This is a genomic window from Serratia surfactantfaciens (assembly GCF_001642805.2).
In the GTDB taxonomy this organism is placed as follows: domain Bacteria; phylum Pseudomonadota; class Gammaproteobacteria; order Enterobacterales; family Enterobacteriaceae; genus Serratia; species Serratia surfactantfaciens.
In genome coordinates this window covers 2,596,699-2,622,362 of sequence record NZ_CP016948.1, presented here as the reverse complement: position 1 = coordinate 2,622,362, position 25,664 = coordinate 2,596,699, and the positions used below count along the sequence as shown (strand labels likewise).

16 protein-coding genes are annotated in these 25,664 nt (G+C 58.4%); 15 read left to right on the top strand and 1 reads right to left on the bottom strand.

What is annotated here, in order from left to right; genetic code table 11:
• Positions 1-5 precede the first annotated feature (5 nt).
• The 11 genes from tssH (at position 6) to ATE40_RS12295 (ending at position 16,555) form a co-directional block, all read left to right on the top strand.
• Complete coding sequence (gene tssH, locus ATE40_RS12345; protein ID WP_063918627.1) at positions 6-2,591, top strand: type VI secretion system ATPase TssH; 2,586 nt, start codon at positions 6-8, stop codon at positions 2,589-2,591.
• Positions 2,592-2,655: 64 nt separating this feature from the next.
• Positions 2,656-4,917: a type VI secretion system tip protein VgrG gene (gene vgrG, locus ATE40_RS12340; protein ID WP_063918626.1), complete on the top strand. Its 2,262-nt coding sequence runs from the start codon at positions 2,656-2,658 to the stop codon at positions 4,915-4,917.
• A gap of 12 nt (positions 4,918-4,929) precedes the next feature.
• Positions 4,930-7,155, top strand: coding sequence for a DUF2169 family type VI secretion system accessory protein (locus tag ATE40_RS12335; RefSeq protein WP_063918625.1), 2,226 nt, complete (start codon positions 4,930-4,932; stop codon positions 7,153-7,155).
• Positions 7,145-8,299 (top strand): pentapeptide repeat-containing protein, encoded by a 1,155-nt coding sequence (locus tag ATE40_RS12330; protein ID WP_244889040.1) that lies wholly within the window; start codon positions 7,145-7,147, stop codon positions 8,297-8,299. Before ATE40_RS12335 ends, ATE40_RS12330 begins: the two co-directional genes overlap by 11 nt.
• Complete coding sequence (locus ATE40_RS12325) at positions 8,292-8,906, top strand: DUF3540 domain-containing protein (RefSeq protein ID WP_019456420.1); 615 nt, start codon at positions 8,292-8,294, stop codon at positions 8,904-8,906. Before ATE40_RS12330 ends, ATE40_RS12325 begins: the two co-directional genes overlap by 8 nt.
• Positions 8,907-8,911: 5 nt before the next feature.
• A complete protein-coding gene (locus tag ATE40_RS12320; protein ID WP_025159873.1) occupies positions 8,912-9,277 on the top strand; it encodes a PAAR-like domain-containing protein in 366 nt (121 codons plus the stop codon).
• Positions 9,278-9,286: 9 nt separating this feature from the next.
• Positions 9,287-9,793, top strand: coding sequence for a type VI secretion lipoprotein TssJ (locus ATE40_RS12315; RefSeq protein ID WP_063918623.1), 507 nt, complete (start codon positions 9,287-9,289; stop codon positions 9,791-9,793).
• A 1-nt stretch (position 9,794) separates the two neighbouring features.
• Positions 9,795-11,153, top strand: a complete 1,359-nt coding sequence (tssK, locus tag ATE40_RS12310; RefSeq protein ID WP_019456423.1) for a type VI secretion system baseplate subunit TssK — start codon at positions 9,795-9,797, stop codon at positions 11,151-11,153.
• On the top strand, positions 11,150-12,661 hold the full coding sequence (icmH, locus tag ATE40_RS12305) for a type IVB secretion system protein IcmH/DotU (RefSeq protein WP_019456424.1): 1,512 nt from the start codon (positions 11,150-11,152) through the stop codon (positions 12,659-12,661). The genes tssK and icmH overlap by 4 nt, the downstream gene beginning before the upstream one ends.
• Positions 12,662-12,696: 35 nt before the next feature.
• Complete coding sequence (tssM, locus tag ATE40_RS12300; protein WP_025159872.1) at positions 12,697-16,176, top strand: type VI secretion system membrane subunit TssM; 3,480 nt, start codon at positions 12,697-12,699, stop codon at positions 16,174-16,176.
• A 25-nt stretch (positions 16,177-16,201) separates the two neighbouring features.
• Positions 16,202-16,555, top strand: coding sequence for a DUF6277 family protein (locus tag ATE40_RS12295; RefSeq protein WP_004935323.1), 354 nt, complete (start codon positions 16,202-16,204; stop codon positions 16,553-16,555).
• A 267-nt stretch (positions 16,556-16,822) separates the two neighbouring features.
• On the opposite strand, the gene ATE40_RS12290 is transcribed toward ATE40_RS12295, so the two are convergent.
• Positions 16,823-17,050 carry a hypothetical protein gene (locus tag ATE40_RS12290; protein ID WP_019453435.1) on the bottom strand — a complete coding sequence of 76 codons (228 nt, stop codon included), beginning with the start codon at positions 17,048-17,050 and terminating at the stop codon, positions 16,823-16,825.
• Between the two features lie 246 nt (positions 17,051-17,296).
• Here ATE40_RS12290 and ATE40_RS12285 point away from each other — a divergent pair, with 246 nt between their 5' ends.
• From ATE40_RS12285 to ATE40_RS12270, 4 genes are all read left to right on the top strand, one after another.
• The gene (locus tag ATE40_RS12285) at positions 17,297-17,587 is read left to right on the top strand and encodes a hypothetical protein (RefSeq protein ID WP_019453436.1); all 291 of its coding nucleotides are present in this window, start codon (positions 17,297-17,299) and stop codon (positions 17,585-17,587) included.
• A 700-nt stretch (positions 17,588-18,287) separates the two neighbouring features.
• Positions 18,288-18,863, top strand: coding sequence for a helix-turn-helix transcriptional regulator (locus ATE40_RS12280; protein ID WP_063918622.1), 576 nt, complete (start codon positions 18,288-18,290; stop codon positions 18,861-18,863).
• Between the two features lie 109 nt (positions 18,864-18,972).
• A complete protein-coding gene (locus tag ATE40_RS12275; protein ID WP_063918621.1) occupies positions 18,973-19,842 on the top strand; it encodes a hypothetical protein in 870 nt (289 codons plus the stop codon).
• A gap of 34 nt (positions 19,843-19,876) precedes the next feature.
• Entirely contained in the window at positions 19,877-25,663 is a 5,787-nt protein-coding gene (locus ATE40_RS12270; RefSeq protein ID WP_063918620.1) for a non-ribosomal peptide synthetase, read from the top strand.
• Position 25,664 lies beyond the last annotated feature (1 nt).

Below are 25,664 nucleotides of genomic sequence, written 5' to 3'. Positions count from 1 at the left end.
TTAAGGTGTATCAACGAGAACGTCTTTTTTCGCGATTGGGCCACTTTGCTTATCAGTCCTTCGTTGAAGCGACCAAGCTGTGCCGGACCTTCAGGCACGAATACGTGGAGCTTGAACACTGGCTGAAAGTCCTGGTGGACAAGGAGCGCGGCGACCTGCCGCTGATCCTGGCGCACTACGCCATCAATAGTCAGCGCATCAGCGATGCGTTGGATCGCATTCTGCATACCTTGCCGAACCGCACGAATGCGGTGGTGGATCTGTCGACGCAATTGGAAACGGTGGTGGAAAGGGGCCTGCTGATGAGCCAGCTCGCCGAAACGCCGTCCGGCGGCGTGCGCACCATCCATATCCTGGTCGGCATTCTGCAGGATCCCACGCTGCAGCGCAGTCTGTACCGGCTGAGCGACGAATTCAAAAAACTGCCGATCCCGCAGCTGTTCGACGATTATCCGGCGATTCTGGCGGAGTCCGTCGAGCATGAGGAAGAAGAAGATGAAGTCTACAGCGCCCACGGCGATGCGCCGGATGCGTCCGAGACGGTCGAGATACTCGATAAATGGTGCGCCGACCTGACTCGCCAGGCGCGCGACGGTGAAATCGATCCGGTGATTGGCCGCGAGGCGGAGCTGCGTCAGGTGATCGACATTTTGCTGCGCCGTCGGCAGAACAACCCGATTTTGGTGGGCGAAGCCGGGGTCGGCAAAACGGCGGTGGCGGAAGCGCTGGCCTGCAAGATAGCGCAAGGACAGGTGCCGCCGCTGCTGCAGGGCGCCCGGCTGCTGTCTTTGGATCTGGGGCGCATGCAGGCCGGGGCGAGCATGCGCGGGGAGTTCGAATCACGTCTGAAAGCGCTGATCGACGCCATTGCGCATTCGGCCGTGCCGGTGATCCTGTTCTGCGATGAGGCGCATACGCTGGTGGGCGCCGGCGGGCAGGCCGGCACCGGCGACGCCGTCAACCTGCTGAAACCCATGCTGGCCAGGGGAGCGCTGCGCATGGTGGCGGCGACCACCTGGTCGGAATACAAACAGTTCATCGAGCCGGATGCCGCGTTGACGCGCCGCTTCCAGTACGTGTTGGTTTCAGAGCCGGACGAAGAGAATGCGGTGAACATGATGCGCGCCATCGCCCCGCATTTCGCACAGCACCACAGCGTCAAAATCCGCGAATCGGCGCTGCAGGCGGCGGTGCATTTGTCGCTGCGCCATCTGCCGTCGCGGCAGCTGCCGGACAAGGCCATCAGCCTGCTGGATACCGCCTGTGCGCGGGTGGCGCTGAGCCAGCATGCGCAGCCTGAAAAAATCGAGTCGCTCGAGGCCGGGCTGGCGGTGAAGCGCACCGAATTGAACGGCCTGCAGGAAGAAAGCCGATTCGACAGTCTGGCGCCCACTCGCATCAGCGAATTGCAGCAGACGCTCAGCGAGATGGAGGGAGAGCTGGACGCCCTGCGTCGGCGACAAGCACAGGAGCAGCAGGCGGTTACCACCTTGCTCGAGGCGGAGCGGCAGTCGCCGGAGCGTCTGCCGCAACTGGCCACCGAGTTGGGCGAGCTGCAAGACGGCGGCCTGCCGTTGGTGTATCCGTGGGTGGACGATCGCGTCGTGGCGGAGGTGCTGTCGGATTGGACCGGCATTCCCACCGGCCGCATGCTGCAAAGCGATCTGGACAATGCGCTCAACCTTAACCAACTGCTGAGCCGCCAGATTTTCGGCCAGCAGACGGCGATCGATGAAATCGCGCAGGCGGTGAGGATCTCCCGCGCCGGCATTCAGGCGCACGATCGGCCATTGGGCGTTTTCATGCTGTCCGGCCCGAGCGGCGTCGGCAAAACGGAGACCGCGTTCGCCCTGGCGGAGGCGATGTACGGCGGCGCGCACAACCTGATCGTCTTCAATATGAGCGAATTTCAGGAATCGCACACCGTCTCCACGCTGAAGGGGGCACCGCCGGGCTATGTCGGCTACGGCAAGGGCGGCAAATTGACGGAGGCGGTGCGCCGCAAGCCTTATTCCATCGTGCTGCTCGACGAATTCGACAAGGCACATCCCGACATTCATGAGGCGTTCTATCAAGTCTTTGACAAGGGCGTGATGGAGGACGGCGAAGGCCGCATGATCAGCTTCCGCCAGTGCTTTATTTTGATGACGAGCAACATCGGCGCCGGCGAAATAGAAGCGACGCTGGCGGAAACGCCGGAGCTGAAAACCGAGGCGCTGCGCCCGATGCTGCACGATGTCCTGGCGCGCTTTTTCCCGGCGGCGCTGTTGGCGCGCATGAACGTCATTCCTTACGTGCCGCTTTCCACCGAAGCGATAACCCATATCGCCACCAAACAGATTTCACGTTTACAGCAACGTTTGCACAAAGAAGTGGGCGTGTCGCTGGTGCTGGAAGGCGACATTCCCGGCTGGATAGCCAAACGCATCAGCGCCCATCCTTCGCGCGGTAGAGCGGTCGAGTCGCTGCTGCAGCAGGCGATTTTGCCGCCAATCAGCAATGAAGTGCTGCAGCGCAAACGGGCGGGTCAGGAACTGCAGAATATCCAACTCATGGTCGAGAACGATAGTTTAAGTGTTTATTTCGACTGATTTTTAATTTACCGCCGGCCCGCAAACGCGGGGCGGGGTTCGATATCGGATCAGAGAGGTTGTTATGCCTTTAATCGAAATTGATAACCCGGTGTTAGCCGAATTAAATGCGTTTCCACTCAGCTTTACCACCAAAGAAGGGTTGTCGAGCAACTCGCAATATTCGCTCGAATTCGAATGCGCTCAGGCGGATGTGGATTATGAGTCTTTGCTGGGTGAAGGGATCAGCATTCAAATAGAAAGGCCGGATTTCGGCTCGCGGCCTTTTTACGCTTACGTGATCGGCGCCTCCGATGCGGGGCAGCACCAGGATAAGTTCGTTTATAAGCTGGAGCTGAGCACCTGGCTGTGGTTTTTGATGCAGAACCGCAACAGCCGTATATTCCAGGATCTGAACGTGCTCGACATCATCGAGCAAATCTTCTCTCGCTACGGCTTTGCCGACTACCGTCTGGATATTCAAGGCACCTATCCGACGCGTGAGTATTGCGTGCAATTTTCCGAAACGGATTTCGCGTTTATCAGCCGCCTGCTGGAAGACGAAGGCATCTGGTATTACTTCGATCACGCCGAGGATAAGCACACGCTGGTGATCACCGACCGGCAGAACTTCGACGATCTGGATTTCGGTTACGCCGTGTTGCCGTTCATGCCGGACAGCGAAGAAAACCGCGCTATTCGCGAAGGGATCCAGCGCATCCAGCGTTCCCGCAAAGTACGCCCGAATGAAATCGTGCTGCGCGACTTCGACTTCCAGAACCCGCGCAAGAACCTGCAAACCAAGGTGGAAGAGAGCCGCCTCGGCCTGCAGAACACGCCGCTGGAATGGTACGACTACGCGGCGGGTTATATCGATACCGAGCGCGGTGAGAACCTGGCGCGGTTGCGCCTGGAAGAAATGCAAAGCGACGGTCACCTGCTGTTTGGCGAGAGCAACGCCGTCGGGCTGATGGCCGGTAAGGACTTCTCCTTGATTTTGCACCCGGACGCCAACCGCAACCGCCGCTTCAAACTGACCCGTTGCGACTATGTGTTCGTGCAAGACGGCCCCGACAGCAGCAGCGACGGCCGCAACGTGACCTGCCGTTTCAATGCGCTAAACGACGATGTGGCGTTCCGCCCGCTGCGCGAAACGCCCAAGCCGCAGATGCCGGGCATCCAGAGCGCCACCGTGGTCGGCGCGCCCAATTCCGAAGTGCATACCGACAAGTTTGCGCGCATTCGCGTGCATTTCCACTGGGATCGCTACAAAACCACCGAGGAGGACAGCTCTTGCTGGATCCGCGTCGTGCAGGCCTGGGCGGGGAAAGGCTGGGGCGTGATCGCCATGCCGCGCGTCGGCCAGGAAGTGCTGGTGACCTATGTCGACGGCGATCTCGACCGTCCGATGGTGACAGGGATTGTTTATAACGGCGATAACCCGCCGCCTTACCAACTGCCTGAATACATCAACTACTCGGGGATGGTGTCGCGTTCGCTGCGCTTCGGCAAGCCGCAGCACGCCAGCCAGTTGACCTTCGATGACAACCGCAACAACGAACGCGTCATGCTGCACGCCGAGCGCGATCTGCAAACCACGGTGGAGCGCAATCAGGCCACCGAGGTGGGGATGGACAAGTTCGACATCATCCGCCGCACCTTTACGGACTGGTTCACCAACCACGTCTCTTACAAGGATTACGTCTTCAGCATTACCGGATTTAACGCGTCGATCACCGGCGTTAGCGCCTCACTGACCGGCGTCAGCCTTAGCGCCACCGGGGTCAGCACCTCGTTTACCGGCGTCAGCACCTCGTTCACCGGCGTGAGCACGTCGTTTACCGGCGTGAGTACCTCGTTCACCGGGTTGAGCACGTCGTTTACCGGGCAGAGCACCAGCTGCACCGGCGTCTCGAACTCGATGACCGGCGAAAGTAACTCCTTCACCAGCATCAGCAACAGCATGACCGGCGAGAGCAACAGCTATACCACGGTCAGCACCAGCCAGACCGGCAGCAGCACCAGCTTTACCGGCGTGAGCGTGAGCACCACCGGCTCATCGACCAGCACCACCGGCTGCAGTATCAGCACCACCGGTTCGTCGACCAGCACCACCGGTTGCAGCATCAGCACCACCGGCAGCAGCGTGAGCACCACCGGCAGCAGCGTCGGCACCACCGGCAGCAGCGTCAGCAGCACCGGTAGCAGCGTCAGCAATACCGGTAGCAGCGTCAGCAATACCGGCAGCAGCACCAGCACGACGGGGGTGTCCATCAGCTACACCGGCGCGTCACTGTCCGAGACCGGCGTCGATTTGAAAAAAGTCGGGATGCAAAGCAAAAACTAACGAGGCGCGGCAATGAGAATCATACGGCCACAGCAATTGGTGGCGATTAAAGGAAGTTACCAGATCGGCACAGACAGCCGGCTCGGCATCAGCGTCGTGGCCGGATGCTACCTGTCCCGACCGGAACACTTCGTGAACGAAGCCGAAATCTGGGAGGCGTGGAAACGCGCGCCGCTCAGCCTGCCGGTGCTGGATGTGGCCGAGCCGAAGCCGTTCGCCGAATACCTGATCGCCGGCCATGCCGGCATCGGTCAGCCGGTAAAAACGCTGGACGTCAGCGCCGACATCGGCGGGCTTAAGCGCCGTTGGCGGGTCGAGGGCGAGGGCCGACGCGGCGCGATGGGGGCGGAACCTTTCCTCAGCGTGCCGCTGGATCACACCTCGGCCTGGGGCGGGAAAGACAACAAGGAGAATCCGTTGGGGCGCGGTGGCAATGATGGACTGCGGCCGCTGCTGATGACCTTGTCCGCCGAGGGCTCCGCACAGGAACGCTCCCCGCTGGCGGCGCCGGCGCCGGTGCCGCATGAGTTTTTGCTGCGTAAGGCGCACATCGACAAGGTGGCGGGCCAGATCGCCAGCAAAGCGTATCTGGAAACGGCTTTCCCCGGATTGCCGGCCGATATCGATCGGCGCTACTACCAGATGGCGCCGCCGGCACAGTGGCTGCCGGAAGCGGCGTGGCCGGATAGGGTGCCCTTTGAACTGCAGGGCGTCGGCGCGCAAAGCCAGGCGATACGCGGCGAGCTGCCGGCGGTGCGTGGGCGGGCGTTCATACGCCGCCACGATAGCGAGAGCCTCGAGGAAATTGCACTGCTGCGCAAAACGCTGTGGTTCCTGCCCGACAGCGACATCGCGCTGATCGTGTTCACCGGCGATGCGCCGCTGACGCATCTTCTGGACGAGTCCATCGAGTCCCTGATGCTGGCGTTGGATCGCTGCGATGCGCCGCGGCCGTTCGATTATTTCCGGCAGGTGCATCACAAGCGCAGCGACGATGAGGCTTCCCCCTTTGAGTTCCTGTTCGATCCGGATCTGATGCCGGCGGAGATGGGCCTGAATGTCATCCAGGCGGTGTCGGATCACCCCAGCGATTTGCGTTATGACCCGTCGCCCACCTCGTTGGGCGACTCCGCCGTTTTCTATCAACGCATCCGCGAGGCGATTGCCTTGCACCAGCAACAGACGACGGCGGATCCCGCTTCCGTGACGCTGCCCGATTTGCCGGATCTGCCCGCCGAAGACGGCAATGATGCGTTTTTTCCCGCTAGCGCAACCGTGGAAGGGAAGACTTTCAGCGGATTGCGCAGCCATGCGCTGTCAGACAAGCATTTTCTGCAATGCCGCTTTGAGCGCTGCGATTTTTCCCAGGCGATCCTGGAGAACTGCACCTTCGAAAACTGTGTTTTTGATGCGGTCGACCTGACGCAGGCGACGCTGCGTCGGATCCGCATGGTTTCGTGCACCTTGCAAAAGCCGTCGATGGCGGAAAGCGCGTGGCAGGAGGCGGTCCTCGAACGGGTAACGCTGGAGGCACCGCAGGGGCAAGGCATGCGGGCCGAGGGGGTGAAGCTGGATTACTGCGTCTTCGAGCGGGGGGATTTCACGGCGATGCGCTTTGAGCGCGGGGCGATTGGCAACGGCATGTTCAACGGCTCGACGCTGATTCGCACGCAATTTCTGCAAGGGGAACTGGATGCCTGCGTGTTCAACCGCTGCCTGGCCGAAGGTGCGGTGGCGCTGGATATGACGTTAACCAAAAACTCGTTCCTCGGCGGCAATTGGCGCGGCGTGCGCTTTGAACGCTGCGGCGTCGAGAGCTTGACGGCGGGCATGCAGGTGAATTTTTCCCACGGCGTGTTCAGCGATTGCTGTTTCACCAAAGTGGGGCTGAAAGCGGCGCGCCTGGAGAGGTGCCAACTGCTGTACAGCGTTTTCACCGAATGCAATTTCGACGAGGCCGATTTGACGGCTAGCACCATCGCCGGCTGCGACATGGCCGGCGTGCGGTTCAAAGACAGCGTGCTGACGCACGCTCGCTGGCAAAACAGCAGCGCCCAGCAAGGACTGTTTTACAACGCCGACTTGCGCGATGCGGGATTTGACCAGTGCAACCTGGCGGCGGCGAATCTGGCGATGAGCTGGCAGGACGCCGGTACCCGTTTCAGCGGGTGTTTGCTTGAACGGGCGTGCTGGGTGCCGCGCAGAATTATTCAGGGGGACTATGCGCATGAAAACTGAGAGCCGCGTCATCCAACAGGCCCTGCCTGACACCGGGGTGATTGAGCTGGAGGTCGCTCAGGCGGTGGCGCAGACGCCGGCCATGCCGCGCACCTTCAAAAAGCGACGTTTCCACGATCGTGAGCTGAAAGGGTTGACGCTGAGCGACTGTTTTTTCATCGACTGCCATTTCGAACGCGTCACGTTTGAAGGATGCGATTTGCGAGCGGTGCGCTTTGAGGGCTGCACCCTGCAGCAGGTCAACGTGGTCGGCGGCAGCTTGATGCGCCTGGCGTTCAACGAATGCCGGTTTGACAACCTGACGTTGCAACAGGGGCTGCTGTGCAATGTGGCGTGCAATGACACCACGCTGCAGGGGTGCTACGTCGGCGATTGTCTGCTGGACGACTGCAGTTTGATCCGGTGCGAGGTCAACGGGGCGGAAGTTGAACGCAGCAGCCTGGGGCATCTGGCCGTGCAGACCAGCACCCTGACCAACCTGATGTTTCACCAGGACGTGATACAGGACGCCAACTGGTATGCCTGCCAACTCACACAGTGCTTGTGGCAGGCGTCGACCCTCGAGCGCCACATCATGGGGGGCTGTCAGTTGGAGAAGTGCAGCTGGCAAACGATCGCCGGACAGGCGCGCATCTGGTTCACCTGCCGCCTGTCGGGCTGCAATTTGGCGCAGCTGCAACTGCAGGGCGCCAGTTTTCACCGCAGCGAGCTGGAGGGGTGTTCGTTCGCCGACAGCGATCTGACCTCGGCGATCTTCGCCGAAGCGCAGGCGCTGCGCTGCGATTTCGAGCGCGCGACGCTGACCCTGGCGCAGGGGCAAAAAGCCCGGTTCAGCGAGTGCGCGATGGGCGGTGCCAACTGGGGGCGCGCCATGCTGATGCAAGCGGAATTCAGGGCGTGCGATCTGGCGCTGGCCAATCTGGAGCAGGCCGAGCTGCGGGAAGCGAATCTGATCGAACAGCCGTTGACCGCCGCCCAGCAACAGAGCGCTCGTCTGCATGGCGCACAGCGTCATCGCGCCGAAAATGTGCCGCTTACCGCCGATCCGTTCTTGAGTGCGATCGACGCCTGGTATGCGCATCAACAACCGGGACCGCGGCAACCGTCGTATCAACGGCCAACAGGAGTAAGCAGATATGTATAAGTCCAGAAGAGAGCATCAGAAGGTCTATGCCAACGCCAGGGTGACGCCTTTGCAGTTGGTGCGCAGCGCTCCGCTTGCCGAACAAGGGGGGCGCAAGGTGGTGACGCTGGCGGCCGACGCCAATGGCGGCCTGTATGTCGACGGCATGCGCGCCCATTGTCTGGCGGTCGCCACCAGCTGCCTGGTTCAGCCGCTGGCGGGCGATCGCGTTTGCGTCATCGTCGACGGCGACAAATTGGTCATTACCGAGATCCTGTCGCGGCAACAGGCGCACGCCGTCATGACGCTGGACAGCCGCAGCGCCAACTTGCGCATCGTGGCGCCGGAGATCGAACTGCAGGGCGGCAAGCGGCTGACGTTGCGCAGCCCGCACTTCACGCTGCTGACGCGCAGCAGCCGTTGGGTGGCCGAAACGCTGCACCAAATCTCTCAACGCCTGTTTGTGCGCAGCAAGCACGCAAGCCGGCGGGTGGAGGAAACCGACGAGGTATTGGCGAAACACATCATTCAGGATGCGCGGCAATCCCTGGTCATCAACAGTGAAATTGGTTCCCTGAAGTCTTCGGCGGTGCTGAAGATCGACGGCGGCCAGATACATATGGGGTAACCACCATGACTGCAGCCAATACCAACATGGGCGGGATCGGCTTGGCCGGCTGTGACCCGATGATACCGGCGCCGGGTCCGAATACTTCGCCCAACAACACCGGCATACCGAACGTGCCTAACTATTTCATTTGCGGCGGCAATGAACAGAACCTCGGCACCATTCGCGTGGCCACCATCGATTCGGGCGGGGTGATCGGCGCCGCCTCGGGAACGCATTCGGCCCAGGCGCAGCCGGTGCAGGGATCGGGCAAGTATTTCTCCGGCGGCATGCCGGTCACGCGATTAGGTGATTCCAGCACGACGAACAACAACAACATGGTCGCTACTCAGGTCGCGCCCAGCCAGACCAAATGTTTCGTTAATGCATAGGAGTTCAGCATGGTGAAAACGCTCCGGGGGATCGCGGTAGGGGCTCTGTTGGCGGTGGGGACGCTGAGCGGATGCAGCTGGTTTTCTCACGACGAAGCGGCGGATGCGGGGCGTCGGTTGCGGTTTATCGACGTCGAAGTGACCGCCAACGACAACGTGAACCCGAATGCGGCCGGGGAGGCGCAGCCGGTCAAGGTGTGCGTCATAGAAACCAATCGCTCGGGGTGGATGCCCGAAGGGATTGGCGATGGCGCCCCTTGCCGCGAGACGGCGCCGTCGGAAGGGGCGCTGAGCCGGCACCAGAGCATTTTGCAACCGAGGGAAACGCTGCGTTATCGCTTCGAGGTGCCGGCAGGGCAAGAGCGATGGGTCGTCGTCGGGGCGGAATTTCAGCAAATCAGCGGCGTCTTGCCGCTCGCCGAGAAAAAGTCCCCCGCGCAGGCTGATTCGCAAATGAAGGTGATGGTGGGGATGACGTCACTCAGCATAGTGACTAACGACAAAATGGATGAATGACATGTTACCTAAACAACGCGTCGCCTGGGTAGAAGGCATGTTGATGGAACCGCAGCATTTCCAGCAGCAGGAACGTTTTTTCGAGCACTTGATTGAAGCGCGCTTGCGCAGCGTCGAAACCTTCACCTGGGGGTTCCTGGCGCTGGAGATCGACAACGGGCTATTGGAGCAGGGCAAGTTTGCGCTGAAGAAAGCCAAGGGCGTTTTCCCCGACGGCACGGCGTTCAGCATGCCTGAGGATATTCCGCTGCCGCCGCCGCTGGTGCTGGGAGAAGGCTGCCAGGGGAAAGTGGTGTGCCTGTCCGTGCTGATGGACATTGCCGGCAATGCCCAGATCGATCTTATCCAGGATGAGCGGAAAAGCAGCCGCTTTCGCACCATGGACGCCGATGTGCCGGATCGCAACCACGGCGTCAGTCTGGAAGGGACACCGCGCGTATGCACGATGCAGCTGGGGAGCCTGGTGACGCGGCTAAGCCTGGAGGATGCGGTCAGCAGCGCGGAAAGCGTTTTGCCGGTCGGCTTCGTGCGCGAGCTCACCAGCGATCGTCGGGTGCTGCTGGATGAGCGCGCCTTGCCGCCGATGCTGGATTTCCGCGCCATCGGCTGGCTGCCCGCGTTCACCACCGAACTGCTTGGGCTGATCAGCCAACGTCTGGAATCGGTCTTCCGTCCGGACGTGCACATGACGATCGGCGGGCTTTCCGAGCTGCTGGAGTTGCTGTTGCTGCAAACCTTGAGCGAGTTCAATTTGCGCATCAGCCAACTGTTGGCCAGCCCGCAGGTGCACCCTGAAACCCTGTTCGACACGCTGCTGAGCCTGTTGGGGCGGCTCAGCATCATTCCCGGCGGCGAACGTCTCTGGGATCGCGCCGATTTGGTGTATCTGCACGATGAGCCGCACAACTGCTATTTCCAGCTGTTCGCCTCGATCCGTCGCGCGCTGTCGCTGGTGATCGAAGCGCCGGCGGTGGCGCTGCCGTTTATCGATCGCGGCGACAGCATTTATCTGTGCCCGAACGACTCGCAGCTGCGTCTGGAAAAACTGGTGTTTGCCGTCAGCTGCGGGTTGTCCATCGAGCATCTGCGCTCGTATTTCCCCGCGCAGGTCAAACTGGGGCCGGTCGAGAAAATCATTCAGCTGATCGATCTTCAATTACCGGGCGCTCGCTTGCTGCCTATGGCTTCGCCGCCGCGGCACATACCGTATTACCCGAACAGCATCTATTTCGAGGTTGATCATGCTGACCCGATTTACAAGGAGATGATGGGCGGCTCGGCGATGGCGCTCAGCATCGTGGGGGATTTCCCGGACTTGCGCTTTGACGTCTGGGGATTAAGGCAAGGGAGGGTGGGATGAACGAATTCGAGAGAAAAATACGCGAGGCGATGGCGGTAACGCGCAACAACGCGACGCCGCGCCTCCCCGCGTCCGGCACGGTAGGCAAAACGACGGCGGAAATCGCCGCGCTGTCCTTCGGCGCGCGGGCGTTGGCCGCCAAGCTGCGGCCGGGGAGCGCCGGGGTGGCGGCGCCCACCGAACCCAAGCCTTATGAAGCGGAAAGCGCCGCGCCGGAAAACAGCGATCCCGCCCCTGGCGACCGCCAGGGGGACACGGCGACGGCCTCGAACGGCTTGTTTGGCCGCGCCGCGCTGAGCAAGCCCGGGGTGATGATGGGCCACTGGGACAATCCACTGATCGCCGCCGCCATTCCGGTCTTGCTGCAGGTGGAGCGGGTACGCGATCAGAAACAGCTGAATCCGGGCGCGGTGCGCGCGCAGATCGTGCGCGAGATCCAACAGTTCCAGCAGACGCTGTTGGCGGATCACGTCGCGCCGAGCGATGTCGACAAGCTGGCCTATCTGCTGTGCTCCTACGTGGACGAGTGCTGCATGGGCACGCTGGAGTCGGGCGAACTGAATCTCAGCCTGCTGGTGGAGTTTTATCGCGACGCCTGGGGCGGGGAAAAGTGCTTCGAGCACCTGCAAGAGTATCTGGCCGCCTCGCCGCGCAATAAGGAGATCCTGGCGTTCTACGATCTGATCCTGTCGCTGGGCTTCGAAGGGCAATACCACGTGATGGAGCGCGGCGCGGTGCTGCTGGCCGACGTGCGCAACCGTCTTGACGGTTATCTGTACAGCCAGAACCCGACGCAGACGCTGGCCGATGCCGAACCGAGCAGCGTGGTGCGCAAGGCCACCCGCATCACGCCGCTCAAGCTGCTGTGCTACGGCCTGGCGATAGCGCTGCTGGCGTACGCCTCGGCCGCCTGGTATCTGCACGATCAGTCGCGCGCGCTGCGCAACGCCATTCTGGCTTGGACGCCACCGCAGCCGCGCAAAATCAACATCATGGAGACGCTGCCGCAGCCGCTGCCGCAAATCCTCAGCGAAGGGTGGTTGGAGGTGCGCGCCGATCCGCGCGGCTGGCTGTTGATCTTCACCTCCGACGGCGCTTTCGCCACCGGGCAGTCGAAGCTGTCGGAAGAGTTTAAAAAGAAACGCAACATTGAGCGTTTGGGGGAGGCGCTGGCGCCGTGGCCGGGCGATCTGGAGGTGATCGGGCATACCGACAACAAACCGTATCGCAACACCTCCAACAACTCCAACCTGAAACTCTCGGAAGCTCGCGCGCAGACGGTGGCCGACAAGCTGCGAGAATCCTTGGCCAACAGTAAATACAACCGCACCGTGACATCGGTCGGCAAGGGCGATCAGGAGCCGCTGGACGACAACGCGACGGAAGAAGGGCGCCGCCGCAACCGCCGGGTGGACATCCTTTGGAAAATCGGCGAGAGGGAGATGGCTTCACCGTCTGCCACGTTGAATCAGGCAGGGGTAGCCGCCGAGGTCCCCGAGGATAACTAAGACATCCGTCGGCGTAGAGATAATAAGGAAATTATATGATACGTAGATCATTCATATTGGTGATTGCCTTGCTGCTGTGTGCGGTGGTGTGGTGGATTGGGCCGCTGATCGCCATCGGCACCTACCGCCCGCTGCTGTCGGTCTGGGTCAGAGGCATCATTATCGCTCTGATCCTGTGCTGGGCGCTGTGGCCGTTCGTGGCGACGTTTTTGTCCTGGGTGTTCCGCCACGCGCGGGCCCCCGCCCCGGCCAAAAGAAAAACCGCGCAGCGAGATCGCGTCACCTCGCGTTTTTACGACGCCTTGCGCACCTTGCAGTACGTCGGCACGTCGAAGCAGCGCACCCCCTGGCAGCGCTTCAAGTACCGCCTGACGCGCCGTTACATCAGCGAAAAACCCTGGTTTTTGGTCATCGGGCCGCCGGGCAGCGGCAAAACCTCGTTGATCGGCGAAAGCGGCGAACGCTTCTTGCTGGCCGAACACTATGGGCTGCAACAGACGGTGGATGTCGGGCCAACCCAGGATTGCAACTGGTGGCTGGCGGAGAATTCGGTGTATGTGGACACCTCCGGTGAATGGCTGCAGCTGAACGGCCTCGGCGATGAGGGTGCCAGGGCGCGCGATACTCTGTTCAAGCTGATCAGGCGCCACCGCCGCCATCCGGGCATCGACGGCATCATGCTGTGTCTGGATGCGCGTTGGTTGCTGCACGCTTCGCTGACCGAAAGAAAGTCGGTCGCCGACGCGCTGCGCGTGCGTCTGCTGGAAATGGCTTCGTGGTTCCGCAGCGAGCTGCCGGTCTATCTCACCATCAGTCACCTCGATCAGCTGGTCGGCGGCGAGACCTTCCTGTCCATGCTGGGCGACGATCTGCTGCAAAACGGGATGGGGTTCAGCCTGAACCGCGCCGCCCAGGGCGAAACGCCCTTCGAACAGTATGAAACCCTCTACCGGGAGATGGTGGCGCGCGTCAGCCATCACGTGCTCGAACTGCTGCACGATGCGCCGGATGGGCAAAACCGCCAACAGCTGCTGTTCTTCACCGAGTCGCTGGGATCGCTGGGCAACCCGCTGTATTCCCTGTTAGAGCAGATCTTCCCGCAAACACCGGTGGGCTACGCCTGCCATTTGCAGCAGGTCTGGCTGGGCAGCACCATCGCCCTGCCGCCGCAGGGCGCGATTTACAACGCGGAAGCGGCGGATATCTATGAAGCTCGCCCGACCGGGCGCATTTATCACCCGGAGCTGAATTACGCCCGGCAAGAGCGTGGGGTGATGCAGCAGTCTTCTCACGCCAGGCCGCTCGGCAGCCGCATGAGCTCCCTGGGCCGCTATGTGCTGGTGCTCATTCTGTTGGCGGTCTCTTTTAACCTGCTGGCGATGCGTTACCTGTGGGAGAGTGATTACATCTCCTACATTGCGGCGCGCTTTGACGAAACGAAGCGCATCGTGCGTGAAATACCGGTCACTAACCGCGTCAGCGACGATGTCATTTCCGCCTATGAGCAGTTGGGCTATATGAACGCGCAGCTGGGCGGTGAGGTTTCACCGGTGCCGAATCCCTATTTCGAGCACAAGCTGATCAACAGCGCGGCGCAAAAGACTTATCAGCGCCATTTGCTGCAGATCTTCTGGCCGGCGGTGGAAAACTATATCGCGGACGAACTCAAGAATGACGTATCGGCGTCCAACAAGGACGTCTACGGCACGCTGAAAGTGTATCTGATGATGGGCGAGCCTTCGCACCGTTCCGCCGAGGCGCTGGTCGACTGGTTCATGACGCGTTGGGATAGCTTCATGCCGCAAGGTTACACCGACATGAACAAAGGCATCTTCGCTTACCACCTGAGGGAAATGTTTTCCCTGCCGAATGCGCCGGTCATGAAAATGAACGGCGACTTGCTGCGCCTGGCGCGGGTGAAAGCGATGAATATTCCGATGCAGGTGCGGGTGGTGCGCCGCATCGAAGAGAAACCGCTGCCGGCGGCGATCAACGACATTTCGCTGGCCGACGCCGCCGGGCCGAACGTGTCCTTGATGCTGCGCCGCAAGAGCCAGGCGACGGTGACCGATACCGCCGTGCCGGGGTTCTATACCCGCGCCAGCTACCGCGATGTCTTCCTGGCGCAGCTCGATGACGCCGCCAGGGATATGATCGAAGAAGAGTCCTGGGTGCTGCGCGACAGCCCGGAAGGCAAAAACAAAGTGAACTCATTGGCCTCCGCACAAAAGTTGGCTGATGAAGCGAGAAAGCTTTATCTCATCGAATACGCGGACAAATGGGATGCGTTCATGCGCGACGTGCGCGCCCGGCCGGTCAACGGGCTGGAGGATGCGGCGATATTGGCGCGTCAGCTGTCCGATCCTTCGTCTCCGTTGGCCAACCTGGTGCGTTTCGCCGCGCGTGAAACCAGCATGACCGGCACCAACCAGGGCGATGCGGCGAGCTGGTTCGATCGCCAACGCAATCGCCTCGAACAGCAACGGCGTGACATCCTCGGCGAGATCTCCGGCGAACGTGCGCGTTTTCGTCTTACGCCGGAACGCGCGGTGGAAGATCGTTTCGAGTTGCTTCGCCGCTTGGGGTATCAGCTGTTGCAGACCACCAATGCCAGCAACGATCCGCTGAGCCGCAGTTTCGAAGCGCTGTACAGCCAGTTGACCACGCTATCCACCTCATTGCGCGGTGGCCAGGTGGTACCGGCCGGCGGCACGCTGAAACGGCTGCAGTTGGATGCGGCGCGTCAGCCGGAACCGGTGCGCAGCGTCATGATGGATCTGTTGCAGGTTGGGGACAGTCAAACGATCCAGCAGAGCCAGAAGAACCTGAGCAAAGGGGCTTCGTCGCTGGCTTCCGGGTTGTGCAAGGGCAGCATCAGCGGGCGCTATCCGTTCTCGCGCAACGCCAGAGCGGAGGTCGGCATCGAGGACTTCTCGCGCATGTTTGGGCAGAACGGCGCAATGCAGCAGTTCTTCGATGAAAACCTGGCCGCTTACGTGGATGTCAACGCGCAGAAATGGAATGCCAAACCGGGGTCGGAGGGGATCGTCAATGCGAGCACGCTGGGCGCGTTTGAAAATGCCCGCTTGATTCGCGATACCTTCTTCAGCGCCGGCGACAAACTTTCATTCTCCATGTTCATCAGACCGCTGTCTCTGACCCCGACCATCACCGAAGCGACCCTGGACATCGATGGGCAGGTGATTAACTACAGCCATGGTTATAGCCAGCCTACCCGCATCGATTGGCCGGGCCCGAAAGGCGGTAGCTATGTTCGACTGACCTTCCGCACCGGCACCGGCCAGATCCAGGTCGCCAGTTTCGACGGGCCCTGGGCCTTATTCCGGATGTTCGACGCCAGCAATCCGGTGCCGCTCGCCAGCGACAGGCGAGAGCTGACGATGTCGATGTCGTCGGTGGTTGGCGTGCTCAAACTGGAGTTGCGCTCGACGATGAAAGATTTCCCACTTTGGTCACGGGCGTTGCGAGGATTCTCGTGCCCGAAAGCGATGTAAACACAACCGTAACGAGGTGATAAACATGTTAGATCCAGCCAAAATTTTAGAAACCATGAAAGCCGGCGGCAATTTGGGCACCAACTCCCAATCGTCGCTGAGCCAACCCTTTATGCAAGGCGTCAGCAATATTCAAATGTCGGGGCCCGACGCGGCCAAGTCGGTCATGAGTAACGTGACAAAATCTTGCGATGATATGTTCGGTAATATGAAGGGCATTTTTAATGGTCTGCAATCGAATGTGAACGCACACCAAAAAATGCAAACGGGCGAGCAGCCGAAAGATTTTAATGTTTCCATGGACGATCTTCGTCCGGCGATTGCGAAAGGGTTCCCGCACGAAATGGCGGACTTCTTTTCCAAAGTGCCGAAACTGTAATCAACAACTCGATGGATAAAATACCGGGAGGTGGAAATGCCTCCTGGTATTCACAAGGAGTGGTGCGATGATCTATGACTGGATGCTTAAAAACGCCAATAAACGCATGGGTTTTTTCATCATGGTGATACCCAGCTTGTTTTTCTGGATAATGGTTTTTCTGACCTTTTATATTTTTTGATTCTTTGATGTAAAAAAAAGCACCCGCAAAGGTGCTTAAAATGAAACGAATTAAAAAAAATAGTAAGGGATGATTATGAGTTTTTATTACAGTTTCGAGATGATCTGCAACCCGCTGGAAATCAGCGCATCGACGGCCAGACCAATACCTTTACCGATGGTGCCGACAACGGTTTTGGCATCAGGGTTAACACCGGCAATCGCGGAAATGGTATCAATACCGGTTCCCACTGCACTGCCAATCAGTGTACCTACGTCACCAAAAAAACCAGCACCGTTAACTTGTTCAATTTCAATTGCGGATAGTTCTTTCATGATTGAAACTCCTTTTTCAGTTAGCCCTTTACTTCAGGCAATTTCATTATTGCAAATCAGGTCTTTTTTTCAACAAAAGTGTTGTCATTTTTTATACTATTCTGTTGTTTGTTATTTTAATTTGGCATCGTTAAATTATATGTTATTGGATCCTGATTTTTCATATCGCATTTACCCTCAGCGTTCACTGCGCAATAACGCTTGTTATTTAAAAATCTGAATGACATCTACCCGAAGGGAGACCGTATGAAGATATTGACGACGCCGGAAAGACCTTTCCGCTATGATGAGCTTGCGGAAAAAATTGTCGTAGAGGCCAGAAGCCGCTTGGGGTGCGCCGCTCTGCGGTTTTTAGACTGCATGATCCAGGGGTATGGCCCGCCGGTGATTGTATTTGATATCTATAATAATCACGGTAAGTTGCAAACGGTTAAAGTCATTCTGCCCATTGGCAGTCATAAACAGTTAAAAAAAGATCACCTCGGGCTGATTGCCTGTCTGGAGGCTAAAAAACTGACGCGATTAAAAAAAATATAAAAATTACTCAGATCGACACTATTTATTACCTCTGTTTGCTCTGCGTCACGCCGGTAAAAACGCTTTCCCAGCCTGGACGTTCTTGCTCCGGCCGCCGATGAGTTCATCTTTTCTCAATCAATCGCCATGAAAGTTTTGCAGTCACTTGCAACCGTAAAGTGTAGCTTTTTTTTATGCATTTTTTTTACAATAAGATTAATATGGTTATAGACAGTTTTTTAATATGGCTTGCCAGGGGAACGGCACGCTTCGAGATAAAGCATTATCCCGCCTTTCTTCTAAGTAAAATCCTAATACATAATCGGATGCTCTTAACAATCAATTCAGCACGGCGTTATGTTCCATATTATGTTTTTTTTCGATATTTATCTGGATATATTGCGCTCTTGGAGTAAAATTAACTTATCGGAGAAAATTCTTGGCACCGTACCACGGATGGCAATGATGCACTATAAATATATCTTACGGTAACCCTTTACCTTGTAAAACGCGGTGTTTCCCCGCGTCTTGCTTTTGCGTGCTCTCCAGGGCTGATGAGCTTATATCGTTATATATAAAATACACCTTTGCGAGGCGAAGACGTTTCCGTATCGCATATAACGCTTTTTTATTAAAAAGCATCTCAAAAATAAAAAATAATCACAGCAAGCATATTGCAGTAAGGAGAGTGGGCAAGCGCAGTCAAAAGGGAGGTTTGTTAATGGAGCGCGTCAATATTGCTATCGTCGATCAAAATCAATTTTTCAAGCTTGGGTTAGGTCTGGCCTTGCAAGAAGGTTTTCTCACGAATGGTGTCAAGGCCAGGATCACGGGAGAGGAAAGGGCCAACATTATATTCAGGGCGCCGGATAAACGGGTGTCTATCAACTTTTGCCATACCCAGCTTTTGCAGGGCAATTTTTCTTCTATTCCGCTCTATTTTTCAATATTGGAGCATAAAACGATTTTTCCGAAAATTCATTGCAATTTAGAGGCCGGAAGCATTACGCGCAAAGACGGCGTGGCGGCGATCGTGGATAAGGTCATGTTGAGCTATCGCAAGAAAAACAGTTTAGTTTCAAGCCATTGCCCACGTTGCCGTACCCAACTGACCTTTAGCGAGGGAAAAGTGTGCCGCCTGATTCACCTGGGATATTCGCAAAATCAAACGGCGATGTTGCTCGGCATCAGCCCGAAAACGGTCAGCATCCATAAGCGCTCAGCGATGAGAAAACTAAACATCGATAATAATATTGAATTCTTGCGCTGGTTAAAAATGCACAGCGACTCTTGTTAATAGGACCGAGGGCAGAGACAGTCTGATTCCGTATTTTATACCGGAGCGGGGTGGCAATCGTTCATTGATTGCCGCCTGGCATGGAATAGGTTTTATAGGGAGATAAAACATGGCTGATTTCGTGAGGGAAACGGTTTCCCATAATCATTTCAAATTATTGCAAGAGCTTTACGGCAGAGATTTGGGCGGGGAGCGTTTCCTGCACTGGAAGCATCTGCTCGATCCGCATTGTGGGGCCCCAATGGAAAAAACTGGCATATTCTACAAGGAGCAGGAACGCTACCTCGGGATGTTCGTGTCCAGCCTTTATCCCTTTAAAATCAATGGCGTTTCTTTCAATGTCAATATGCTTGGCGATCTTGGGATCCATCATCAGGTAAAATCCTCCACCGTATTGAAAGACTTTTTCCTGCAGGCCAGGCGGTCGGATGTGGCGGCGGATATCTGCTTTTCCGATGACCGTAAGATCCGGGTTTATGAAAAGATTTTTAGAAAGTATTTAACGTCCAATACGCAAATCTATCCCTATGTCGAATTAACCTTAAAGCCTGACAAATTTATGGCCTTCCGTTTCGCTGAGGGTGGGTTCGCTCAACAGGCAAACTTTATCAATAATTTAGGGCGGGAAAAGGATTATCACGCATTTGAGTATATTGAAAAGCATCCCCTGTATCATAAAATTCATTATATAAATAAAGGGAGCCTTTACGCCGTGATCGGATGTTCTGGCGAGTGCGCCGAACTATTGGATATTTCCAATCCTTCCAGGGAGTGCTTTTCCTGGGCGATCGGGGTTTGTCGGCACCTGCATAGCCGTTGCAAAGTGATGGTGCCCATCGCTTTTTATAAGTCGGTTTGCGCTCAGGCGGCGGAGGTGATTTCAGAAAAGCGCATCAACATGTTGATCGGCTATTACTCACAAAAGATAAGCGAGCTGATGCCGAAAGACGTTTGGGTATGCCGCATGGATCGCCGTTAAGCAGGGCACGTGTATTTTAAATGGAGTGTTTGTCATGGAAGAGATTCCTGTATCACCCTATTCAAACGTTTTTATCGATGAATATGACCGCCATCCAGAGGGTTGCAACTACAACGTATTGGTGCTGCAGCGTATTGAGGGCGCGCTGGATCCCATCAGATTGCAAGCCGCGCTGAATGCGTTGGTGCAAGATCATGTATTGCTGAACAGCCATATTCATGAACAGGATGGCGAGCTGTATTGGCGTCGCAATGACGCAATCTATCCTCTGCAGCATTACACGGACCGCACGCTGTTGACGCAAGTGATTCGCCAGCCTTTCGATATTTATCGCGGGCCTCTTTATCGTTGGGCGCTCTTCGCCGAGGGAGAAGGGCGCTATACCCTGGCGTTGGTCGGCCACCATCTGGTGATTGACGGCGCGTCTTCCGACGAGTTTTTCTCATTGGTAAGCCAGTACTATCGCCAACAGCGGCTGGCGACGCGCATAGAAGCGGCCGAGATCGCCGTCATTAACCGGCAATTGCACCGGGAGGTGGAACAACTGGCCTCCGCAGGGGCGCTGGCGCACTGGCATGCCGAAGCGGCCAATTTGAGCACGCTTGAGGTGCCGTTTGAGCGAAGCGGCGCCGGGCGCGTGGATGAAGCGGGCGAGTTGCGTTTCCAATTTCCCAAAGCGCAATGGAAAGCGCTGAAACAGGCCTCGGGGATACGGCGAATTAATGACTTTCTGGCGCTGCTGGTGTTGTGGGGGATCTTGATGGCGCGCAGCGGCAATCAGGAAACTGTCTATATCAGCTATCCGGTGTCGATAAAGAAGGGGCAAAAATTTGCGCTCGGTGGGCATGTGAACACCAGCGTGCTCCCCGTTTCTTTACGCGATGGCGCGGGTTTTTCCGATGTTTATCGACGCGCTTTGGCATTTATTACCGCCGCGGCGCCGCAATCGCGCCATCGATTTAATCAGCTGCCCACGCAAGAGGTGGTGCGAGCGTTAGGTATTCGCTCATTGCCGATTTCCTTCGCCCAGACCAACTTGCGCGACGAGGCATTGTCGCTGGCCGATTGCGTCACCTCGCCGCTATTCGAAGCCAACCATGATATGGCCAGTGCGACGCTCTCTCTGGAGTACGAGGATCGGGCCGATGGCGACGCGTTGCAGTTTCGTTTGCGCTTTCGCCAGGGCCTGTTTGACGAGGAAGAGATGCGTGACTGCGCGGCGCATTTTATTCGCCTGATGCAACAGGCGATGAGCGCACCTGATGCCCCTTTAAGCCACATCGCCTGCTATCCCGCCGCCGAGCGGTTGCCGCAGAATGACGAAAGCCCCGTGCAACCGAGGGAAACCCTCAGTGCCCGCTTTGAAGCGATCGCGCAGCGGTATCCGGAAAATATCGCGCTGGAGTATGAGGGGCTGCGCGTCAGTTACCGTGAGTTGAACGGCCTGGCGAATAGCCTGGCGAGAGAAATCGTGCTTCGCTATACGTCGCTGACCGGGGCCGCGCCCCAGGCGGACACGCCGATCGCCCTGTACAGCGAGAAAAGCCTGGAAATGGTCGTGGCGCTGCTGGCGGTGCTGAAAACCGGCGCGGCCTACGTGCCGATCTCTTGCCATTATCCTCAGGCGCGCATTCGGCATATTCTTGAGGAAACCCGCTCGGCGTTGCTCATCGCCGGGCAAACTATGCAGACCTCGGCGCAGGCGTTGGCCGCGATGCTGCCGCATACCCCGTCCGTGCTGACATTGGGCGACCTGAGCCGCCTGCCGCATGAACGACATAACCTGCCGGTTATCACCGCCGCCGAACGGCTTGGCGCTGTCATTTATACCTCGGGTTCGACGGGAACGCCGAAAGGCGTGATGCTCGAACAACATGCGATGTGCCAATTGGCGACCGCGTCCGGCATCGCGATTACGCCCGAAGATGTGTTGTTGTTCCTGTCCAGCCCCGCGTTTGACGCGGCGACGTTCGAAGTGTGGGGCGCATTGCTCAACGGCGCCAAACTGGTGGTCATCCGTGATACGGAGGATATCGCCGGGGATGTGCCGCAGCTGGAGGCCTTGTTGCGTCGGCAACAGGTGTCGATTCTCTGGGCGACGCGCAGCCTGTTCGATCACCTTTATCTCAGCAATGCCGACCTGTTTTCCGGGCTGCGCTGTTTGCTGGTGGGCGGAGAGGCGCTGACCGCCACGCTGATGCAGCGCCTGGTGCGGCAAACCAACCGACCACAGCAGGTCATCAACGGCTACGGCCCAACCGAATGCACCACGTTCACCACCCTGTATGCCATCGCGGCGGACGAAACCCGCAGCAGTATTCCCATCGGCAGAGCGATACCGGGGCGCGAGCTTTATGTGCTGGATCGCTGGCTGCAGCCGCTGCCGCCGGGCTTGGCCGGCGAGCTGTATATCGGCGGTTCGGCGCTGGCGCGCGGCTATCTCAATCAGCCGCAACAAACCCAGACGAGTTTCATCGAACTGAATGGCCGGCGCTTGTATAAAACCGGCGATCGGGTGCGTTGGCTGCGCGACGGTAATCTGGAATATCTCGGCAGAAATGATTGCCAGGTGAAAATCCGCGGATTCAGGATTGAACTCAGCGAGATAGAAAGCGCGAGCAATGCCCTGGAGGGCGTCGAGAAATGCGTCGTGGTGGATGTCGTCCATCGGGACAGCAAGCGTCTTGCCGCCTACTTGCTGATGACGCGAGGCGTGGCCCTGGATCCTGCCGAGTTCCGCTCACGGCTCGAGCGCGATTTGCCGGATTATATGGTGCCGTCCAGCTATGTCGAGATCGAGGAGATCCCACTGACGGTTAACGGCAAGTTGGATCGCTCGGCCTTGCCCACGCCGCAATTCGCGCAAAACGAGCGTTATGCCGCGCCGGAGAACCCGCTGGAGGCGCTGATTTGCTCGCTGTGGTCGAGCATTCTCGGCGTGGAGACCGTGGGGGTCGACGACGACTTCTTTCGGTTGGGGGGCGATTCGATCCAAAGCATTGTGTTCACCAGCGAATTGAGCAAGTCGGGTTACCACAGCAACTCGCGCGCGGTGTTCGAAACCAGAAATGCGCGAGCCCTGGCCAAGCGCATTCTGCGGCAGCAAGATGCGGTGACGACGCTAGACGAACAAGGCGAGCTGCAGGGCGAATTCGAACTGCAGCCGATTCAGCGTTGGTACAGTGAGCTGGCACCGAAGCGCGACGCCTTCTTCAACCAGACATTTTTGGTGCGGGTACCGTCGATGTCCGCCGAGCAGGTCGCCGATCTGGTGGCCGCGCTGGCGGAGCAGCATGACATGTTGCGCGCGCGTTTTAGCGTCGATGACAACGGCGTCATCGTGTCGCAGCGCTACCTTTCGGCGGCCGATGGCGGCCCTTCATGGGGCTACTATGACCTGGCGCTGTGTCGTCAAAGCCGCGCCGAGCTGCTGCGGCAATGGCAATCGGGGTTTGATCCGGCAGAAGGGCCGATGTGCCGTTTCGTTTATATCTTTGACAGCAGCGCGCCCGGCTATGCCCTGATGTTCTGCGCGTTTCATCATCTGATCGTCGATGTGGTGTCCTGGCGCATCATCGTCAGCGACATGCAGCGGTTGCACCTGGGGGAATCGCTGTCGGCAAAAGGCACCAGCTACCGCCAATGGGGAGAGCGGTTACGGCAATACGCGGCAACGCAGAAAGACCAATGCGCTTACTGGCTGGCGATGATCGCCGGGCAGCCCGATTATGCCCGGCTCGGCAGCGCGGCGCAGCCCCCCGAATTTTGCCGATTCGAGTGCGACGCGGCGTTGACAACGCTGCTGGTGGACACTTGCCATCAGGCCTACAACACCTCGATCCGCGAAGTGCTGTTAGCGGCTCTGGCGCCGGTGCTGCAGGCTTGGCACGGCAGCGCGGACAGTTACCTCACGCTGGAACACCATGGCCGCGATATCAATGACGATAGGGTCCGGCTTGAGGGCACCGTCGGCTGGTTCACCGCCCTGGCGCCGTTGCGCATCACCGCGCACGAGTGCCAAAAAACCACGTTGCGCGCCATCAAGGACACGTTGCGAAAGATGCCCGATCACGGCATCGGTTACTCGGCGCTGAAATACGCTTCAGCGTCGGGCGATGAGGCGCTGGCTTGCCTGCGGCGGCACCGCCTGCCGGCCATTTCATTCAATTATCTCGGGGTGTTCAACGAGCAGGCCGACGACGCGTTATGGGCATTGATCGACCAAACGGCGGATTTGGAAAATGGCGCGATGCCGGTGAGCGGCAACGTATTGGATCTGGTGCTTTATGTTCACGACGATCGGTTGAGCATCGTCATGTCGGGTTTGCTGCCGCATGAAACGCTGTCGCGGATCGGCTCGCACTATGTCGACAGCCTGTCGGCGCTGGTCGAGCACTGTTGCCACGAGGCGAGTAACGGCGTTTGCCTCGCCAGCCCTGGGGACTTCCCCCATGCCGACGTCAGCCTCGCCGAACTGGATCGCTGGCAGCAGAAGCATCGCCTCGCCGCCGTTTTCGAAGCCACGGTGACCCAGCGGGAGCTGATGTATTTCAACCGGCTCAACCGCGAGTATCAGATTGATCAGGCGGTTTATGAAATCTCGGGCCCGTTGCAGCCGGAGGTGCTGAATCAGGCGTGGGCGCTGGCGCTGCAGCGGTTTGAAATGCTGCGTGCCGGGTTTGGCGATCAAACCCGCCGCGGCCGGCCCAACGTCTTCATCTGCGAAACGTTGCAGGCGCCGATCGCGATGGACGATTGGTCGGATGCATCACCGTCCTCTCTGGAAGAAAGGATGGAGGCGCTGTTGACCCGGGAGAGGGAAACGTCGTTTGAACTGGATGCGCCGCCGTTGATTCGCTGGCGCCTCATCAGGCTGAACGCGGATGAGCATTATCTGGTGCAGACCTTTAACCATATTTTGTTTGACGGCTGGTCGCTGGGGGTGTTGTTCGGCCAGTGGTTCAACGATTACCTCGCCCTATTGGCGGGCAGGGTGCCGGCGCTGGAGATTAACCGCTTCGAACCTTTTGCCGCCTATGTGCGAACGCACGGCAATGACCCCGAAGCGCGGGCCTTCTGGGCGGACTATCTGCAGGGTGCACCGGTCAATCAACGCTTGCCGTTGGCTGCCGCACCGGCTATCGCGCCGCAGGGGCGCCGGATGCGTCAGCATTGCGATGAATTCTCCAGCGCGCAGATGGCGCGCCTCACCGCATTTTGTCGGCGACAGGGGATCACCGTCAACCAGCTGACGCAGCTGGCCTGGATGCTGGCGCTGGCCGAAGCGTTGGCTTGCGATGACATCGCGATCGGCACGACCATGAGCGAGCGCCCTGCCGACATTGAGCAGGTGCAGACGCTGTTTGGCCTGTGCGTCGCGAGCCCGGTGCTGCGGCTGCAGGCAATCCGTCAACGGCCGATTTATGCACTGCTGGATGACATCGCGGATTCACAAACTTTCAGGCAGAAGTACGCCTTTTCCGAACTGAATCGTTACGACGAGAATTGGGTGCCTACCTCGCCGTTCGGCAGCCTGTTCGTGTTTGAAAACATGCCGAAACCGGCGTTGGATCCGCGGCTGCCGTTTCACTGTCGCGTGATGGACATCGTCAGCGGCAGCAATCACCAAACGGTGCTGTGTCTGTTCCCCGAGGCGGAACGGCTCGCCATTTCACTGTTTTATGATTCCCACGAGATCGCTCGGGAAACCATCGACGAATTAGGCCGACGTTTTCTGATTATCGCGCTCGCAATCGCCAATCTTCCGCCCGACAGCGACATCAGCGCTGAGGACGGGATTATCCAGGCTGAGGAGGCATGAT

Bases quoted from the DNA above. Each gene is read 5' to 3' on its own strand.
- vgrG (WP_063918626.1), top strand. From the start codon at position 2,656: ATGCCTTTAATCGAAATTGATAACCCGGTGTTAGCCGAATTAAATGCG.
- ATE40_RS12335 (WP_063918625.1), top strand. From the start codon at position 4,930: ATGAGAATCATACGGCCACAGCAATTGGTGGCGATTAAAGGAAGTTAC.
- ATE40_RS12330 (WP_244889040.1), top strand. From the start codon at position 7,145: ATGAAAACTGAGAGCCGCGTCATCCAACAGGCCCTGCCTGACACCGGG.
- ATE40_RS12325 (WP_019456420.1), top strand. From the start codon at position 8,292: ATGTATAAGTCCAGAAGAGAGCATCAGAAGGTCTATGCCAACGCCAGG.
- ATE40_RS12320 (WP_025159873.1), top strand. From the start codon at position 8,912: ATGACTGCAGCCAATACCAACATGGGCGGGATCGGCTTGGCCGGCTGT.
- ATE40_RS12315 (WP_063918623.1), top strand. From the start codon at position 9,287: ATGGTGAAAACGCTCCGGGGGATCGCGGTAGGGGCTCTGTTGGCGGTG.
- tssK (WP_019456423.1), top strand. From the start codon at position 9,795: ATGTTACCTAAACAACGCGTCGCCTGGGTAGAAGGCATGTTGATGGAA.
- icmH (WP_019456424.1), top strand. From the start codon at position 11,150: ATGAACGAATTCGAGAGAAAAATACGCGAGGCGATGGCGGTAACGCGC.
- tssM (WP_025159872.1), top strand. From the start codon at position 12,697: ATGATACGTAGATCATTCATATTGGTGATTGCCTTGCTGCTGTGTGCG.
- ATE40_RS12295 (WP_004935323.1), top strand. From the start codon at position 16,202: ATGTTAGATCCAGCCAAAATTTTAGAAACCATGAAAGCCGGCGGCAAT.
- ATE40_RS12290 (WP_019453435.1), bottom strand. From the start codon at position 17,050: ATGAAAGAACTATCCGCAATTGAAATTGAACAAGTTAACGGTGCTGGT.
- ATE40_RS12285 (WP_019453436.1), top strand. From the start codon at position 17,297: ATGAAGATATTGACGACGCCGGAAAGACCTTTCCGCTATGATGAGCTT.
- ATE40_RS12280 (WP_063918622.1), top strand. From the start codon at position 18,288: ATGGAGCGCGTCAATATTGCTATCGTCGATCAAAATCAATTTTTCAAG.
- ATE40_RS12275 (WP_063918621.1), top strand. From the start codon at position 18,973: ATGGCTGATTTCGTGAGGGAAACGGTTTCCCATAATCATTTCAAATTA.
- ATE40_RS12270 (WP_063918620.1), top strand. From the start codon at position 19,877: ATGGAAGAGATTCCTGTATCACCCTATTCAAACGTTTTTATCGATGAA.